Origin of the sequence: Nocardioides litoris, from assembly GCF_006346315.1 — a bacterium.
In the GTDB taxonomy this organism is placed as follows: Bacteria; Actinomycetota; Actinomycetes; order Propionibacteriales; family Nocardioidaceae; genus Nocardioides; species Nocardioides litoris.
On sequence record NZ_VDMR01000003.1, the window covers coordinates 35,796 to 52,399 of the forward strand.

Genomic DNA, 16,604 nt, shown 5'->3' on the forward strand with positions numbered 1-16,604 from the left:
GAAGGAGCCGTCGGTGCAGACCCGCCGCGACCAGCTGCACGCCTACCGCTTCATGACGCGGCGGGCCATGTCCGCACTCGTCACGGGCGAGCCCGACACGGTCGAGCCGCCCATGCGGCGCCTCGTCGTCATGACCCTGAGCGGCGTGATGGTGGCCATCGCCGTCGCGGCCGTGTTCGCGATCATCGGGCTGCTGCGCCCGGGTGGCGGCGACCAGTGGAAGGCCGAGGGCGTCGTCATCGTCGAGCGCGACACGGGGGCCCGCTACGTCATCCTCGGCGAGGAGCTCCACCCCGTCCTCAACTACCCGTCGGCCGTGCTCGCGTCAGGGTCCCAGGGCAAGGTCAAGGTCGAGCTCGTGCGCAGCGACAAGCTCGACGAGCTCCCGCCGGGCGACACCATCGGGATCGCCGGGCTGCCCGACTCGGTCCCGTCCGAGGAGTCGTTGATCCAGGCGCCGGTGGTGCTGTGCTCCCAGTCCGCCTCCGCCGAGGGCAACGCCAGCGCCCGGACCGAGGTCTCGCTCGAGGTCGGCACGGGCGAGGCGCCCGATCCTCTCCCCGACGGGACCGGGGTCCTGGTCACCACCCTGACGTCGTCGGGCGAACCCGACGAGAGCTCGTTGCTCCTCGGGGGCGTGCGCTACCCGATCGCCAACGAACGGGTGGAGGACGCCCTGTTCTCGGCCGACCAGGCCGTCCCCGTCGGGCGTTCCTTCCTCGCCGCGCTCCCGGTCAGCCCCACCCCGCTGGCGCCCCTCGAGGTGCCCGGACGCGGTCAGCCCGTCCAGGTCGCCGGCCGGGCGCTCGAGGTGGGCCAGCTCGTCACCTCCGACACCGATCCCGAGGACCAGCGTGTCGTCGTCGGTGAGGACAGCCTGATCCCGGTCACGTCGCTGCAGGCGGAGCTCCTGCTGGCCCTGCCGCAGCGCGAGCAGCCGGCGCCGCCGGTGTCCCTCCCCGAGGCGGACATCGTGGAGGCGGCTCCGTCCGACGAGCAGGTCGCCGACTTCAACGACCTCACGCGCGGGCTCCCCGACGCCACGCCCGAGCTCAGCGACGACGCCGTCGACCAGGTCGGGGTGTGCGCCACCTTCGACGGTCGCGACGGCGGCGGTGAGCCCGCAGTCCTGGGCGTGCCGCGCACGGACCCCGCGACCCGTCCGCCCACGGCCGACGGCCCCAACGCGACGGCCGGGCTGGTCGACCGGGTCGACGTGCGCACGGGTTCCGGGCTGCTCGCCAGGACGCCCCAGGCCGCAGCCGTCAACCTGGTGCTGGGCCCTGGCCTGCGGTTCCCGGCCACCGACCTGGCGACCCTCGGCGGCTTCGGGTACTCCGAGGACCAGGTGCAGACGCTCCCTGACGAGCTGGTCGCCGTCATCCCGGACGGCCCCGGCTTCGACCGTGAGGACGCCAGGCGACCGCAGGTGCTCGACCCCGGGGCCGAGGAGCCCGCCCCGGTCGCCGGCGCTGCCGGCTCCTGACCGTCTCCGGACGAGCTCGGCCCCGGAGGCCTCGAAGATCGCGCGGATTCGTGCGGTTTAGGGGTGTGGTCGCCGGGAAGGCATGTGGTCACGTGACCACCAACCAAGGAGGAACCCACCGTGGCCGGATTCGGAACCAGCCAGGAGGCGATGGCGGCAGGTGCCGTCGCCGTCAACGAGACCACCGAGCAGGTGCAGGGCCAGATCAACACCCTGCGCACCGAGGTCGACACCATGCGCGGCGGCTGGGGCGGTGAGGCGTCCAACGCCTTCGGCGTCCTGCACCAGAACTTCGAGGCTCAGGCCAACCGCATCAACAACGCGCTCCGCGCGATGCACGAGGCCCTCGGCGCGACGCAGAAGACGTACGCGACGCAGGAGGAGCAGGAGACGTCCAACATCACCAGCATGGCTGGTCAGATCAACGAGGCTTGAGGAGCAGACACATGAGCGAGATCCGCGTCAACTTTGGTTCCCTCGAGGGCGGCCAGGCCGGCATCATGACCACGCACGGCCAGCTCGTCGGCACGCTCGACGACCTGGAGGCCAGCCTGCAGCCCATGCTCTCCACCTGGGACGGTGAGGCCCGCGAGGCCTACTACCGGTGCAAGCAGGAGTGGGACTCCGCCGCCGAGCAGATGTCCACCACGCTCCAGCAGATCGGCCAGCTGGTCGGCAACGCGCACCAGAACTACACCAACGCCGAGAAGGCCGCCACCAACACCTGGTCCTGAGGCCAGGCCGGCGGGCCGACCGACGGGCACGTCACGGACAGCGGCCGGGGGCCACGGCCCCCGGCCGCTGTCGGGCGTAGAACTCAGAAAGGGGAGAGCACATGACAGGACAGGGCTCGGGTGTCGAGGTCGACCCCGATGAGCTGCTGAGCATCGCCGACGCGATCGCCGACCTGCTCGACGACGTGTCCGGTGACACCAATGCGACCGGCAATCAGATGGACTTCCAGACGAACGCGACGCCGTCCCAGATGGCGACCGCGTGGACGTCGCTGTTCAAGGAGGACGGCGGGTCGCTGAACGACTACAAGGTCGCCGTCTACAACGACCAGTACGAGAGCATCAGCAACAAGTACACCGCGCTCGTCGAGGGCCTGACGTGGTTGGAGCAGGCCTGCCGCTCCACGGCCAACGGCTACCGCGACACCGACCAGCAGGTCGCGACCAACGTCAACCAGGTGAACCAGGGCGGACCTGCCCAGGAGGTGACCGGATGAACAACATCCGCGAGTCCAGCTACAGCACGGGGGCCAGCAGCTTCGCCGGCGGGACGGTCAACAGCGAGGGTGACGCCGGCGGCATCAAGAAGCAGCTGCTCGAGAGCGATCCCAACCTGCTCGACCCGATCATCTCGGGCATGGAGGACGCCCAGGCCATGGGCGAGCACGTCGCCTCGAGCCTGGCCTCGATCCACAACCGGCTGGCCAACGCCTGGCGCGGCGGTGAGTCCAAGGCGGCGCTGAGCACCGTGGAGGGCCTGCGCAAGAACGGTGAGGCGATGTACGACGAGGCCGGCCGCGTCCACGGTCCGCTGTCGGCCTTCAAGCAGTCCTGGGTGGAGGTCAAGAACTCCGCCCACAACATCGACGACTCCTCGTTCCTCGAGGGTGCGGCCAAGGGCGCACCCTTCGGGCCGGTGGCGGCCGTGGGGGTCGGCGCCGTCACCACCATGAACAACACCAGCGACGAGGACGCGCGCGCCTACCTGCAGAAGATCGTGGACAACTACCGCGACGCCGTCCACATGATGCCCAACCAGTCGAGCACGCACCTGGTCAACGACGGCTCGCAGGAGCACTGGAACAACCAGGGCTTCGGTGGCACCGGTGGTGGCAACGGCTCCACTCCGACCGGCCTCGGCGGCGGCCCCAGCTTCAACGGCACCGGTGGCCCCTCGATCGGCTCGCCCAGCCTGCCGAGCCAGCCGCCGCCGACCCAGCCGCCACCGCCCCCCGGCCTCCCCTCCGAGGCGCCCCCCGAGCTCCCCGGCCTGCCGGGCGGCCCGGGTGACTACCCCGGCAGCCCCGGTTATCCCGGTTACCCCGGCTCACCGGGCGTCGGGCCGGCCGACGGCATCAGGCTCGACAACGGCTCCCAGCTGGCCGGCATCGGCCCCGGTGGTGGGCCCGGTGCCCCCGGCCTGGGCGCCGGTCCCGGTGGTGGGCTCGGCAGCGCCGGTGGGCTGTCCGGTGGCGCCGGCGGCGGTGGCCTGGTGGGAGGCATGCCCGGTGCGGGCGGCAGTGGTTCCGGCAGTCCGACGGGCGGCGCCGGCGGCGCGGCCGGCGGTGCGGCGGGAGCCCGCGGCGGCATGCCCGGCATGATGCCGATGCACGGCAACCAGAACGAGGAGCAGGAGAACGAGCGCTCCACCTGGCTGTCCGAGGACGAGGACGTCTGGGGTGGCGACGACCTGCCCCCGAGCCTCACCTGAGCGAGAATGGTTCTGTGAACTCACGTCTCGGGGTCGTGCGAGGGCGTCGGCGGCTGGCCGCCGGCGCCCTCGCCGCCGCGGTCCTCGTCGTCCCGACGCTGCTCGGTCCCGCGTCGGCTTCTCCTGGCTCTCCCAGCGACACCGTCCCGCCGGCCGCCAAGCCGAACTTCGACGTCCGGGCCGAGCAGTGGTGGCTCGACGCGCTCGGCGCCGAACGGATCTGGGCGGACCACACCCGCGGCGCAGGCGTGGTGGTCGCGGTCATCGACACCGGTGTCGAACCCACGGGTGACCTCGAGGGCGCCGTCGAGAAGGGCTTCGACCTCAGTGGCGGCGGCCGCGGTGACATTGGGGAGCCGACCAGGTTCCACGGCTCCGGCATGGCTGCCGCGATCGCTGGTCGAGGCACCGGGCCCGGCCTCCTGGGCATGGCTCCGGAGTCGACGATCCTCCCCGTCAAGGGCCCGGAGAAGGCCCTGGGTGACGGGACGGCCGATGCTCTCCAGCGCCTCGCCGAGCTGCCCGACCCCCCGGAGATCGTGAACATGTCCTACGGCGACGACGGACCTTGCCCGGCTGGTCTCCAGCAGGCCGTCCGGGTCGCCGTCGACGCCGGCATGATCCTGGTCAGTGGCCCGGGGAACGACGGCCCGTCGACCCCGTCCAACTACCCGAGCAACTGCGCGGGGGTGATCACGGTCGGCGCCTACGGCTTCTACGGCAACACCGCCGACGGTCCCGACCTGCGCATGTGGAGCGGCAGTGCCACACCCGACAACATGTACCTCGTGGGTCCTGGTGACGACCTGCTGAACTTCAAGCCCGGCACCGACGAGGCCTTCAAGGCCGAGGGCACCAGCGGTGCCGCTGCGATCGTCTCGGGCTCGCTGGCGCTCGTCCGTGCTGCGTTCCCCGACATGCCGTCCAGGGAGCTCGTGGCTCGCGTCCTGGCCACGGCCGCCCCGCTCGACGGCAGCAAGCAGACCGGTGTCCGCGACCCGAGCTCCGGGCTCGGGACGATCCGTCCCCGCGGAGCCATCGAGGAAGACATCCCCGCCGACGCGCCCAACCCCATCTACGACGCCCTCGACGCCGCCGTCCCGCCGGGCGGCAGCCCGGGGACGGGCGCCGGGGAGCCGGACGGCTCCGGGTCCACCCCGGCCACGCCGGAGACGACCCCTCCTCCAACCGACCCGGGGCAGGCCCCTCCGTCCGACAACACCGAGAGCGCCGGCTCGAGCGAGTCGAGCGGCTCCGGCGGCCTGGTGCTGGGCATCGTGGGCCTCGGCGTCCTCGCCGTCCTCGGTGTGGTCGCGCTCGTCGTCGCCAGCAGCCGCCGCCGGTCGCCGGCCGGAGGCCCGTCGGCCCCGACGTGGCCGCACGCCGGAGGACCTCCAGCCGGGCCGTGGCCGCCGCAGCCGGGCGCCGCCCCGCCGCCTCCTCCGCCCCCACCCCCCGGCGCTCCCTGATGAGCGCCCCCGGCTGACGAAGGACAGCGATGCGACGGCGAGCTCCCCGGTCAGCAGCCGCGGTGGCGCTCGCCCTCGCGTCGTCCGCGGCGTCGTTCGCAGGGCCGGCGACCGGCGCCACTGCTCCACAGCCCGGCCGATCCGGGCGCCGGGCCGCCAGCGCCGGAGGCCACCGGCGCCGATCCCGGCGGAGCGGGTTCGTCCGGCCTCGTCCCGGGCATCGTCGGCCTCGCGACCCTGGTGGTCCTCGGCCTCGCCGCCCTCGGGGTGGCCCTGGCGCGGCGCCCCCGCACGGCTGGGCCACCGGCCCCACCCGCGACGGCCTGGCCGCCGCCGCCGGGCACCTACCCACCCCCACCCCCACCGCCCCCCCGGAGGACCACGATGACCACCGACCAGACGACCCGGCCGGGGACGGCCGGGTCCGTCAGCGCCTACCGCGGCCTGCGCGACGTCGATGACCTGGCGCCGCTGCTCGCCCACCGGGGCTGGGTGCGCAAGGCCCGCCCGTTCTCGCACGTCGTGGCCCGCGACGTCTTCGTGCCCGACTTCTACGACGCCCTGCACCGCCAGGTGACCGGGTTGATCGAGTCGGAAACCTTCCGCGAGCGCAACATGGGCCGCTACGACGCCTCGTCGAGCATGGTGCAGCAGCACCCCGGCGGGCCGCTCGACGTGTTCCTGTCCCGGGCCTGGCACGACGTGATGGCTGGCCTGTGGGACGTCGAGGCGACCGGCGACGTGATCGCGAGCCTGCACCACCACGCACCGGGCGGCCGGAGCGGCTGGCCCCACAACGACCTCACCACGGCGTGGTTCCCCGGGGCGGACGAGCCGGGCAGGCACGAGGTCGGGCTGTCGACCACCGAGGTCGACGCGCACACCGGTGAGCGCGCCGAGGGCGTCGAGGCCCGGGAGACCGTGCGGGGCGTGGCTGCGCTGTTCTACCTGGGCAACCCGGAGTGGTCGCCCGGGGACGGTGGTGAGACCGGCCTGTTCGAGTCCGCCAGCGGCGCGCACCTCGGCCCCGCGGCCGCCGTGCCGCCGATCAACAACTCGGCGGTCTTCTTCGAGTGCACGCCGTTCAGCTGGCACGCGTTCCTCAGCAACCGGACGCCCCGCACCAGCGTCGTCATGTGGGTCCACCGCCGCAAGCAGGACGTCATCGAGCGCTGGGGAGGCGAGAACATTGTCTACTGGAAGTGACCGGCCGCGCACGGCCGAGCGACGCGTCTGCCTCCTGACCGGAGCCGGCGGCACCCTCGGCAACGCGTTCTGCCAGAAGTACGCCGACGAGTACGACATCGTCGCCGTCTACCGCCACCGCGCGCCCGCCGCCCCGTCGCAGCACGACTCCTTCGTCGACCCCCTCGACCCCGGCGCCACCTCCGACCGGGGCCGGGTCTTCGTCGTGCAGACCGACCTGGAGAAGGAGGGCGAGCCGGAGCACCTGGTCGACCTCGTGCTGGCCCGCTACGGCCGGGTCGACCTGCTGGTCAACAACGCGGCCGTGATGCGCTTCCACGCGGGTCTCGGCGACGGCGACGCCGCCCTGGACGACATGGCGCGCTACTTCGCCCTCAACGTGGAGGTGCCTGCGCGGCTCGCCGTCCGGCTCTCGCAGCGGTCCTGGCGGCACGACGACCACGGCAACCGCGCGGCCAACCGCAACGTCGTCAACGTCTCGAGCCTCTCGGGCAGCCGGGTCTACCCCGGCGGGCAGGGCGTGTACGCCGCGAGCAAGGCGGCGCTCAACCACCTGACCCGCTACACCGCGCAGGAGTTCGCCACCTTCGGGGTGCGGGTCAACGCCATCGCCCCCGACGCGTTCCCGTCGCGGGTGCCGACCGAGGCCGTGGCCGACGCCGTCGTGGCCGTGGACCGTGGGTCGATGACCGGCAAGGTCCTGCCGGTCGAAGAGCCGAGCCCCACCGGCTGAGGCCTAGACGGGCGGGCCGGCCGCGGCCGAGCTGCTGCCGCGCGCGTGCTCGGCCGACGTACGACGCCAGGCGGCGGCGCCGACGGCGACGACCGCGCCGGCCGCGACGAGGCCGCCGGTCACGGCGTACGCGACGTTCTGCAGGGTGCGGTCCTCGGGGCCGGGGAGGTCGGGGGCGGGGATCGGTGCGGCTGCCTCGGCGGCCGGGAGCGGCGCGCCGTCGTCGCGCTCGGAGGTCAGGGCGACGTAGGGGTTGAGGATGCCCCAGCCGTAGCCGTCGTCGGGGACCGCGACGCCGGGCCGGTCGGCGGTGGCCTCGAGGCGGGTCACCACCTCGGCGGCTGACAGCTCGGGGTGACGCTCGCGCACCAGGGCGGCCGCGCCGCTCACGAAGGGCGCGGCGAAGCTCGTGCCGCTCGTGACGTGGTAGCCCTCGATCCCGGTCGGGAGCAGGACCTCGCCCCCGGGCGCAGCGATGCCGACGAAGGCGCCCCGGACGGACTCCTCGACCAGGGTGTCGTCGCGGTTGGTGGCGCCGACCGCCAGCACGTGGTCGAACTCCGGTCCGGTGCCGGCGTACTCGGCCGGGAAGTGGAACAACGTCTCTGCGCCCTCGACGATGTTGCCGGCCGCAGCCACGACGACGACGTCGGCCTTGCCGGCGTCGACGACGGCCTGGCGGACGGCCGGGTCGTCCTCGGGGATCCAGAGGGAGATGTTGATGACGTCGGCCCCGGCAGCGACCGCGTAGTCGATGCTGCCGGCCAGGGTCGCGGGCGTGTCCAGCTCGTCGTCGTCGCTGTCGTACTGCTTGATCGGCACGATCTCGGCGCCGGGCGCGATGCCCTCGAACCCCACGTCGGTCTGCACCGGCGCGGCGATGACCCCGGCGACGCCGGACCCGTGACCGACCTTCTCGCAGTCGATGACGGGACTGCCGGGGTAGACGAAGTTGGCCGGGTCGCGGTAGCGGATCTGCTTGACCTGCGGGTGCAGGTTGCTGACGCCGCTGTCGATCACCGCGACGGTCTGGCCCCTGCCGGTGGCGAGCTCGCGGACCCGGGCGAAGGCGAGGCGCTCCTGGGCCCACGACGTGGTCGAGGGCTCCTCGTTGCCGCCGGTGAGGCCCTGCTCGCACCCGGCGGCCCCCGCGACGGCCGGGGCGGCGACGACCACCGGGACGAGCGGCGCGAGCGCGAGCGCGGCCGCGGCCACGAGTCGTCCCCAGGTCGCCGTCCGCACGCGACGAGGGTAACCCGCGACGGGGCTCACTCCAGGCCGACCTCGATGCGGGCCGCGGCCAGCGCCTCGGCCGCCGCGAGCCGGGTGAAAGGGTCGTCGGGGTCGATGCCCTCGTCGAACTCGTAGACCCAGGTGACCTCGGTGGTGCGGGCGGGTGGCCGGCGGGCGATGACCCGGATGCCGCGGCGACCCGTGATCGGCACGTGCCGCTGGTAGACCACCGACGCGGTGACCCGCTCGCGGACCAGCTGCAGCAACCGGCCGGGATCGGCGACGGCGTACACGTGCTCGGGTCGGGGGCGGCCCCACTCGCCGACCTCGCTGAGCCGCAGCGACCCGGTCTCGGAGTCCCAGTCGGCTGCCTCCACCTGCTCCCAGGGCACGCGGACGGGGGCGTAGAAGGCGTCCCGGGTGCCGCCGATGACCACGCCGTCGTCGGTCGTGGCCCAGGCGAGCAACCGCTCCCCCGGCCCGACCTCGAGGTCGGGGCGCCGCCGCCGCGCCCTCACTGGACGCCGACGATCTGGTCGCGCAGCTGGCGGCGGTACTGCTCCAGGGCGGCGAGCTCTCCGAACATGCGGTTGTACTCCGCCTCCTGCTTCTCGGGGTTGGTGCGCTGCATGCGCGACTTGACCTCGGCGATGCGGCGAGCGGCGGTGAGCTCGAGCAACCGGAAGACGTGCTGCACGACGTACGCCGCGTCGGGGGTGCGCTTGAGCGGCTCGACGGCCAACGCGCTGACGGCCGAGGCGACCTCGGGGTCGTCGGAGGCCGCGTCGCGGATGCGGCCGACCCACGCCGGGTCGTCGGAGCCGGCGACGAGCCCCCCGGCGGCCTCGACGCGCTCCCAGACCCCGCGGTAGACGGGGTGGGTGAAGTCGTTGACGCCGATGTCGGTGGTGGCCCGGCCGATGACCATGGGGTGCTGCAGGCAGAGCTTGAGGGTCTCGCGCTCGACGGTGAACCGCGGGTCGCGGAGGTCGGGACCGGCCTGGCGCGGGCGCTCGGGGGCGGCCGGGGCGGCGCGGCCGGAGGACCGGCCGACGCGCTCGACCTCGGCCTGGACGTCGTTGGGGTCGACGCCGGTGAGCGCCGAGATCTCGCGGGCGAAGGAGCCCTTGGTCACCGCGGAGTCGCGGCTGCTGACCACCAGTCCTGCCGCCTCGCGCACCGCCGCGACGCGGGCGTCGGCCCGGTCGAGGTCGTACTTGGAGACCACGTTGCGCAGCACGAAGCGGTAGAGCGGCTCGCGGCGGGCGATGAGGTCGCGGACGGCCTCGTCGCCGTCGCGGATGCGCAGGTCGCAGGGGTCGAGGCCATCAGGCTGCACGGTCACGTAGGTCTGGCCGACGAACTTGTCGTCGCCCTTGAACGTCTTCAGGGCCGCGGCCTGGCCGGCGGCGTCGCCGTCGAAGGTGAAGATGACCTCGCCGGTCATGGTCTCGTGGTCGTGGAGGAAGCGGCGCAGCACGCGGGTGTGCTCATCACCGAAGGCCGTGCCGCAGGAGGCGACGGCGGTGGTGACGCCGGCGAGGTGGCAGGCCATGACGTCGGTGTAGCCCTCGACGACCACGGCCTGCGACGTCTTGCCGATCGAGGTGCGGGCGAGGTCGATGCCGTAGAGGACCTGGCTCTTCTTGTAGAGCGGGGTCTCGCGGGTGTTGAGGTACTTGGCGTCGACACGGTCGTCGTCGAAGATCCGGCGCGCGCCGAAGCCGATGGTGGCGCCGCCCGGGTCGCGGATCGGCCACAGCAGCCGTCCGCGGAACCGGTCGTACGGCGAGCGGCCGACCCCGGCGAGGTCGGCGGCGACGAGCTCGTCGGTGCTGAAGCCGCGTCCGCGCAGGTGGCGCACGAGCGCCTCCCCGTCGCGGGGCGCGAAGCCGACGCCGAAGTGCTCGGCGGAGTCCTGGTCGAAGCCGCGCTCGGAGAGGAACCGGCGGGCCTCGACGGCGTCGGCGCCGCCGAGGCGCTCGGCGTAGAACTCCTGGGCGAGCCGGTTGGCCTCGACGAGGCGCTGGCGCGGCGGGCCCTTGGGCTGCTGCTGCTCGCGGCCGTCGGTCTCCTCGCGGCGCAGCTGCACCCCGGCCTTCTCAGCCAGCCGCTCGACGGCCTCGGCAAAGCCCAGGCCGTCGATCTTCATCACGAAGGTGACGGCGTCGCCGCCCTCCTGGCAGCCGAAGCAGTGGAAGAAGCCGCGCTGGGGGTTGACGTTGAACGACGGCGTCTTCTCGTCGTGGAAGGGGCACAGGCCCTTCATCGAGCCGCCCCCGGCGTTGCGGAGCGTGACGTACTCGCCGATGACCTCGTCGATGCGGGTCTTCTCGCGGACCTCTGCGATGTCGTCCTCGCGGATCCGCCCTGCCACGTCGCGATCCTACGGGGCCGACGAGGGGTCAGTAGGCGCCGGTCAGCTCGTTGTGGAGACGCTCCCCGGCGGCGTACCGGTGGAGCTGGTCGCGGACCAGGCGGTGGGCCCGGGGCCACATGGCGCTGGTCATGCCGCCGACGTGCGGGGTGAGCAGGAGGCCTGGGGCGTCCCAGAGCGGGTGGTCGGCGGGCAGCGGCTCGGGATCGGTGACGTCGAGGGCCGCGGTGACCCTCCGCTCGACCAGCGCGGCCACGAGGTCGTCGGTGACGACGACCGGTCCGCGGGCCACGTTGACCAGCAGGGCACCCGGGCGCATGCGGGCCAGGAAGCCGGCGTCGACCAGGCCGCGGGTCTCGTCGGTGAGCGGCACGACGAGGACGACGACGTCGACCTCGGGGACCAGGACCGGCAGCTCGTCGAACCCGTGGACGTCCGGGCCGCCGTCGCGACCGTCACGCGCGGTGCGGGCCACCCGGACGACCTCGACCTCGAACGGCGAGAGCCGCGCCTCGATCGCGCGGCCGATGGCGCCGTACCCGACGACGAGGACGCGGCGGTCGGCCAGCGAGGTGCGCCAGCCCGCGGCCCAGGCGTGCCGCTGCTGGCCGCGGACGGCCTCCGGGACGCCGCGCAGGGACGCGAGGGTGAGGGTGACGGCGAGCTCGGCCGTGGAGGCGTCGTGGATGCCGCGTCCGGAGCAGAGGGTGACGCCGTCGGGCAGGTGCAGGCGGACGTTGTCGACACCGGCGGTGAGGGTCTGGACGACCTCCAGGGAGGTCATCCGCGGGAGGACCTCGGTGACCTCGGGGCCGAGGCGGTAGGGCGGCACGTAGAACCGCACGTCGCCGATCGAGTCGGGGACGTCGCCGTCGACGGGGTCAACCACCTCGTAGCGCAGGCCGGTCGGCGGGTCGCCGAGCTCGTCGGGGTCGAAGGGCAGCCACACGAGCGGGTCGGGTCGGTCGGTCACGACACCATCCTGGCGTGCCGGGCCACGGCGCTCGCGTCGGTCAACGAGGCGACCTGGTCGACGACCACGCGGAGCCGGGCGGCGTCGTCGGGCGCGTCGTGCCAGTCGTCGGCGAAGGGCCGGTCGAGGGCGTCGGGGCCGCGGCCGAGCAGCGCCGCGACCAGCTCGGTCAGCAGCTCGCGCTGGTGCTCCAGCGCGGCCACCCGGTCGGCGGCCTGCATGACGTAGTGGGCCGCGAGGCCCTTGAGCACCGCGATCTCCAGCACCGTGCGCTCGGGCAGCACCAGGTCGGCGTCGTGCCGGACGAAGGGCCCGGCGCCCGCCGCGAACGTCGCGGCCTGCACGTCGCCGCAGAAGCGACCGATGAGGTCGCTGGTGAGGTTCTTCAGCGCGGCCAGGTGGCGCCGGCTGCCGTCGTACGGCGCCGTGGGCCAGGTGCCGACGGCGCGCAACCCGTCGAGGACGTCGTCGAGGTCGTCGTCGCGGGCGTCGGGGAGGTACCAGTGGCGCAGGGTCTCCCACACGGCCGGGCGGTCGACGTCGGTGAGGTCGAGGCGTCCCGCGACCACGCCGTCCTCGACGTCGTGGACGGAGTAGGCGACGTCGTCGGCGAGGTCCATCACCTGCGCCTCCAGGCAGAGCCGTCGGCCGGGCGTCTGGTCGCGCAGCCAGGTGAAGACCGCCCGCTCGTCGGCGTACACCCCGAACTTGCGGGCGTCGGGTCCGGCCGCGGCGCGCTCCCAGGGGTACTTGGTGCAGGCGTCGAGGGTGGCGCGGGTCAGGTTGAGGCCGGCCGAGCGGCCCTCGGCGTCGACCGTCTTGGCCTCGAGCCTGGTCAGCAGGCGCAGCGTCTGCGCGTTGCCCTCGAACCCGCCGCAGGGCTCGGCGACGGCCGCCAGCGCCCGCTCGCCGTTGTGGCCGAACGGCGGGTGGCCGAGGTCGTGGGCCAGGGCCGCGGTCTCGGCGATGTCGGGCTGGCTGCCGAGCGCGCGGGACAGGTCGCGGGCGACCTGGGCGACCTCGAGGGAGTGGGTGAGCCGGTTGCGGACGAAGTCGTCGGACTGGGGCCCGACGACCTGGGTCTTGGCGGCCAGGCGCCGCGAGGACGCGGCGTGCACCACCCGCGCCCGGTCGCGCTCGAACGGCGCCCGCACCGGCGCGTCGACGCGCTTGGGCGGCTCGACCACCAGCCGCTCCCGCGCCGCCTCGTCGTACAGCTCGGTCGGGTCCATCGGGTGCAGCCTAGGGCCGGGGGTGCGTGGTCTCGAGACAGGCCGCCAGGCGGCCTTCCTCGACCACCGTGGGGTCGGCCATGGTCTCCGACCACGCGGGGCGCCCGGGCCGCAGCAGGACCGGGCCAGAGGGCGCACGGAGCCGGAGGGCCTGCCGGTCGCAGGTCGGCCCCGCCGTACCAGGTCGCGGCAGCCCTCGGGAAGCGACGCGGGGGCGCCGCGGCTGCGGGCCCGGAGGCGACCAAGACAAGCACGCGCTGGCGCCCGGGCCGCAGCAGGACCGGGCCAGAGGGCGCACGGAGCCGGAGGGCCTGCCGGTCGCGGGTCGGCCCCGCCGTACCAGGTCGCGGCAGCCTTCGGGAAGCGACGCGGGGGCGCCGCGGCTGCGGGCCCGGAGGCGACCAGATCAGTAGGTGGTGACGTGGACGTGGTCGTAGTGGTTGGCGGTGGTGGACCCGCGGTCCTCCATGCCCCGCCAGCCCTCGCCGGAACGCTGGACCGACCAGATGTTCTGGGAGTAGATGACGTAGCTGACGCCGAGGTCGGCGTAGTACTTGCGGACGAACTCCGCGACCTCCCAGCCGCGGTCGCCGGAGACCATGATGTCGACGGCGATGCCCTGGGCGTGCTCGCCGTCGCCGCGGAAGGTGCCGTAGGTGGTGATCTCGGGGAACTCGGCGCAGACGGCGGCGTGGACCTTCTTGATGTTCTCCGAGACGCCGGCGGGGACGGTGGTGCCGTTGGTGCAGTCGCCGCCGAGGGTGAAGGGCTCCTCCTCGGACAGGTAGCCCGCGGTGACCCAGCGGACGTCCTCGCCCTTCCAGACGATCTCCTCGCGCCCGTTGAGCGAGCGACCGGTGACGGTGACCTGCTCGCCGGGCGCGATCTCGCCGAGCTGGCGGGCGTCCTCGGAGGGGTTGGCCCAGAGGTTGAGGGCCTCGGTGGTCCAGAGCTCGGTCTCGGCGTCCTTGATGGCGGCCTTGACGGCCGGCGCGCGCATCAACAGCTCGGCCTTGGTCGGCTTGGTCGGCGTGGCGGGCTCGGCGGGGACGACGGGGGCCGCGGCCTCGCGACCCTGGACGGCGTCGGACCGGGCGGCGGTGCCGCGCGAGAGCGTCGGGGTGCGCTCGGCGACGGAGGCCGCCTCGGCGGCAGGGCCGAGGGAGTCTCCGACGACGGGCGCCGCGCCGGCGACGTCGGCGGGCGTCACGTCGGCGCCGAGGACGCCGAAGGACACGATCCCGGCGGTCGCCACGACGGCCAGCGGAGCGGCGAGCGTGGTCGCCTTGAGACGGGTGGGCAGGGCTCCGAGGAGCCGGCGGGCATTGGTGTCCCGCTTGTGGCGATGATCTGCCACAGCGCTGATCCTTTGCGGTCGAAGACAGGGCGATGCCCACCGGGTCACGGCGGGCATGAATGGCGAGTCAAGCACAGCCCGGACGCCGGCACGGCATCTGCATGCTTCCTTCACACGGTGCGGTCGGTCACGTCGGCAAAAACCGCAGGTCAGCGTGCCGACGCACCGTCCACACCCGACGGGGCGGTCAGCCGCCGCTGGTCTCGCCCGCGTCCTCGGCGGCGATGCTGTCGGTGCCGTCGGTGTCGTCGAGCCACCCCTCGGGGAGCACGACCCGGTCGCGCGGGCTGCCCTGGCGGCCTCGGGGGGTGCCGAGCTCGGCCACCGGGAAGGGCTCGGTCGGGTCGAGGTCGGCCAGCAGCGCGTCGAGGTCGGCGAGGGTCGAGACCAGGCCGAGCGAGCGGCGTACGGTGCCGCCCGCGGCGAAGCCCTTGAGGTACCAGGAGACGTGCTTGCGGAACTCCTTGCAGCCGCGTTCCTCCCCCATGTGCTCGCACAGGAGCTCGGCGTGGCGGCGCATCATCGTGATGACCTCGCCGAGGGCGGGCAGGGTCTGCGCCTCCTCGCCGGCGAAGGCGGCGGCGAGGTCGCGGAACAGCCACGGGCGGCCCAGGCAGCCGCGGCCCACGACGACGCCGGCGGCGCCGGTCTGCTCGACCATGCGCAGGGCGTCTGCGGCCTCCCAGACGTCGCCGTTGCCGAGCACCGGGATGTCGACGTGGTCGACGAGGTGGGCGATGGAGTCCCAGTCAGCACGTCCGCTGTAGGCCTGGGCGACCGTGCGACCGTGCAGGGCGATCGCGGCGACGCCGGACTCCTGGGCGATGCGTCCGGCGTCGAGGTAGGTGAGGTGGTCGTCGTCGAGGCCCTTGCGGGTCTTCATCGTGACCGGGACGCCGTACGGCGCGGCCGCGGCCACGGCCTGCTCGAGGATGCGGCCCAGCAGGGCCCGCTTCCAGGGCAGGGCCCCGCCGCCGCCCTTGCGGGTCACCTTGGGCACGGGGCAGCCGAAGTTGAGGTCGACGTGGGCGACACCGTGCTCGCCGCACAGGATCTCGGTGGCCTTGGCGACGTAGACGGGGTCGGTGCCGTAGAGCTGGACCGACCGGACGGTCTCGGCCTCGTCGAAGACCAGCATGTCGCGGGTGTGCTGGTCGCCCTCGACGAGCCCGCGGGAGGTGATCATCTCGCAGACGTACAGGCCGGCGCCCTGCTCGGCGCACAGGCGCCGGAAGGCGGCGTTGGTGACCCCGGCCATGGGCGCGAGCACCACCGGCGTCGCGACCGTGAGGGGTCCGAGCTGCAACGGGGCGGTCGGGGCGGTCACCGGTCCATGATGCCGCGCCCGCGCGGGTCGGGCGGAATCAGCGGGGCGTGCGACCGCGGGTGCCGCCCCGCTTGCCGAGGTCCTTGACCGGGCCGGTCCAGGTGATCGGCACGACGCCCTCGGGCGGGCGGAACATCACCGAGGCCAGGCTCGCGCCGTCGGGGACGAGGAAGAGCAGGCACGACCGGGCGGCGTCGCCGGGCGCGAAGACCGGCGGCAGCACCGAGCCCCGGCAGGGTGCGAACGTGCGGTCGGTGCCGGTGGGCGGCACGAGGCGCTGCTCGCTGTCGACGACGTAGACCGGCAGCGTGCGGCCGCCGAGGTCGGTGTCACCGCCGTTGCCCACCTTCATCGTGACGAGGTACGGCGTCGACGCGGCCGCCTGGGCGTCGAGGTCGTAGCCGTCGAGCAGGTCGGCGACGGTCGAGCGCTCGACGCGCAGCACCTCGACGCCGACGACGCCGACGAGGTCCTGGCGCGGCTGCCAGGCGACGAGGGCGCCCTCGCGGAAGGGCAGGTCGGTGCCGGGCGGGGTGAGGGTGCGGTCGGGCGGCACGGGGAGGTAGTCGGTCGCGGTGGCGCTGGGGGCGGACGGCGCCGTCGAGGTCGGGGTGGCGCTGGGCTCGGTCGAGGTCGAGGTCGAGGTCGAGGTCGACCCAGCGGACGGGGCCGCGGCGCCGCCGGCCCCGCCGCCCCCGCAGCCGGCCAGGGCCAGGGCCAGGATGAGGACGGCCGCCGACGTCACGACGCGGTGACGGGAGGGCAC

16 protein-coding genes are annotated in these 16,604 nt (G+C 73.9%); 8 read left to right on the forward strand and 8 right to left on the reverse strand.

From position 1 onward, the window contains the following. The first annotated feature begins 13 nt into the window (after positions 1-13). The 8 genes from eccB (at position 14) to FJQ57_RS12370 (ending at position 7,339) form a co-directional block, all read left to right on the forward strand. On the forward strand, positions 14-1,486 hold the full coding sequence (gene eccB, locus FJQ57_RS12335) for a type VII secretion protein EccB (protein ID WP_170219419.1): 1,473 nt from the start codon (positions 14-16) through the stop codon (positions 1,484-1,486). A 120-nt stretch (positions 1,487-1,606) separates the two neighbouring features. Next, the gene (locus FJQ57_RS12340) at positions 1,607-1,921 is read left to right on the forward strand and encodes a WXG100 family type VII secretion target (RefSeq protein WP_139980711.1); all 315 of its coding nucleotides are present in this window, start codon (positions 1,607-1,609) and stop codon (positions 1,919-1,921) included. Positions 1,922-1,932: 11 nt separating this feature from the next. Then, the gene (locus FJQ57_RS12345; RefSeq protein WP_139980713.1) at positions 1,933-2,220 is read left to right on the forward strand and encodes a WXG100 family type VII secretion target; all 288 of its coding nucleotides are present in this window, start codon (positions 1,933-1,935) and stop codon (positions 2,218-2,220) included. A gap of 101 nt (positions 2,221-2,321) precedes the next feature. After that, positions 2,322-2,717 carry a hypothetical protein gene (locus tag FJQ57_RS12350; RefSeq protein WP_139980714.1) on the forward strand — a complete coding sequence of 132 codons (396 nt, stop codon included), beginning with the start codon at positions 2,322-2,324 and terminating at the stop codon, positions 2,715-2,717. Further along, positions 2,714-3,931: a hypothetical protein gene (locus tag FJQ57_RS12355; protein ID WP_139980716.1), complete on the forward strand. Its 1,218-nt coding sequence runs from the start codon at positions 2,714-2,716 to the stop codon at positions 3,929-3,931. The genes FJQ57_RS12350 and FJQ57_RS12355 overlap by 4 nt, the downstream gene beginning before the upstream one ends. A gap of 14 nt (positions 3,932-3,945) precedes the next feature. Beyond that, positions 3,946-5,400, forward strand: a complete 1,455-nt coding sequence (locus FJQ57_RS23615) for a S8 family serine peptidase (RefSeq protein ID WP_139980718.1) — start codon at positions 3,946-3,948, stop codon at positions 5,398-5,400. A gap of 384 nt (positions 5,401-5,784) precedes the next feature. Continuing rightward, entirely contained in the window at positions 5,785-6,606 is an 822-nt protein-coding gene (locus FJQ57_RS12365) for a 2OG-Fe(II) oxygenase (protein ID WP_211348907.1), read from the forward strand. Next, the gene (locus tag FJQ57_RS12370; protein WP_139980720.1) at positions 6,590-7,339 is read left to right on the forward strand and encodes an SDR family oxidoreductase; all 750 of its coding nucleotides are present in this window, start codon (positions 6,590-6,592) and stop codon (positions 7,337-7,339) included. The genes FJQ57_RS12365 and FJQ57_RS12370 overlap by 17 nt, the downstream gene beginning before the upstream one ends. Before the next feature lie 3 nt (positions 7,340-7,342). Here the strand turns inward: FJQ57_RS12370 and FJQ57_RS22520 are convergent, their stop codons facing one another. From FJQ57_RS22520 to FJQ57_RS12410, 8 genes are all read right to left on the reverse strand, one after another. After that, a complete protein-coding gene (locus FJQ57_RS22520) occupies positions 7,343-8,581 on the reverse strand; it encodes a S8 family serine peptidase (protein ID WP_170219420.1) in 1,239 nt (412 codons plus the stop codon). A gap of 26 nt (positions 8,582-8,607) precedes the next feature. After that, the gene (locus FJQ57_RS12380) at positions 8,608-9,090 is read right to left on the reverse strand and encodes a hypothetical protein (protein ID WP_211348908.1); all 483 of its coding nucleotides are present in this window, start codon (positions 9,088-9,090) and stop codon (positions 8,608-8,610) included. After that, positions 9,087-10,949, reverse strand: coding sequence for a DNA primase (gene dnaG / locus FJQ57_RS12385; protein WP_139980722.1), 1,863 nt, complete (start codon positions 10,947-10,949; stop codon positions 9,087-9,089). Before dnaG ends, FJQ57_RS12380 begins: the two co-directional genes overlap by 4 nt. Positions 10,950-10,977: 28 nt before the next feature. Beyond that, positions 10,978-11,922 (reverse strand): 2-hydroxyacid dehydrogenase, encoded by a 945-nt coding sequence (locus FJQ57_RS12390; RefSeq protein WP_139980724.1) that lies wholly within the window; start codon positions 11,920-11,922, stop codon positions 10,978-10,980. Further along, a complete protein-coding gene (locus tag FJQ57_RS12395; protein WP_139980726.1) occupies positions 11,919-13,154 on the reverse strand; it encodes a deoxyguanosinetriphosphate triphosphohydrolase in 1,236 nt (411 codons plus the stop codon). Before FJQ57_RS12395 ends, FJQ57_RS12390 begins: the two co-directional genes overlap by 4 nt. 406 nt (positions 13,155-13,560) lie before the next feature. Further along, complete coding sequence (locus FJQ57_RS12400; RefSeq protein WP_139980728.1) at positions 13,561-14,511, reverse strand: VldE C-terminal domain-containing protein; 951 nt, start codon at positions 14,509-14,511, stop codon at positions 13,561-13,563. A 187-nt stretch (positions 14,512-14,698) separates the two neighbouring features. Continuing rightward, positions 14,699-15,838 carry a tRNA dihydrouridine synthase DusB gene (dusB, locus tag FJQ57_RS12405; RefSeq protein WP_139980730.1) on the reverse strand — a complete coding sequence of 380 codons (1,140 nt, stop codon included), beginning with the start codon at positions 15,836-15,838 and terminating at the stop codon, positions 14,699-14,701. Positions 15,839-15,875: 37 nt separating this feature from the next. After that, positions 15,876-16,604 carry a hypothetical protein gene (locus FJQ57_RS12410; RefSeq protein WP_139980732.1) on the reverse strand — a complete coding sequence of 243 codons (729 nt, stop codon included), beginning with the start codon at positions 16,602-16,604 and terminating at the stop codon, positions 15,876-15,878.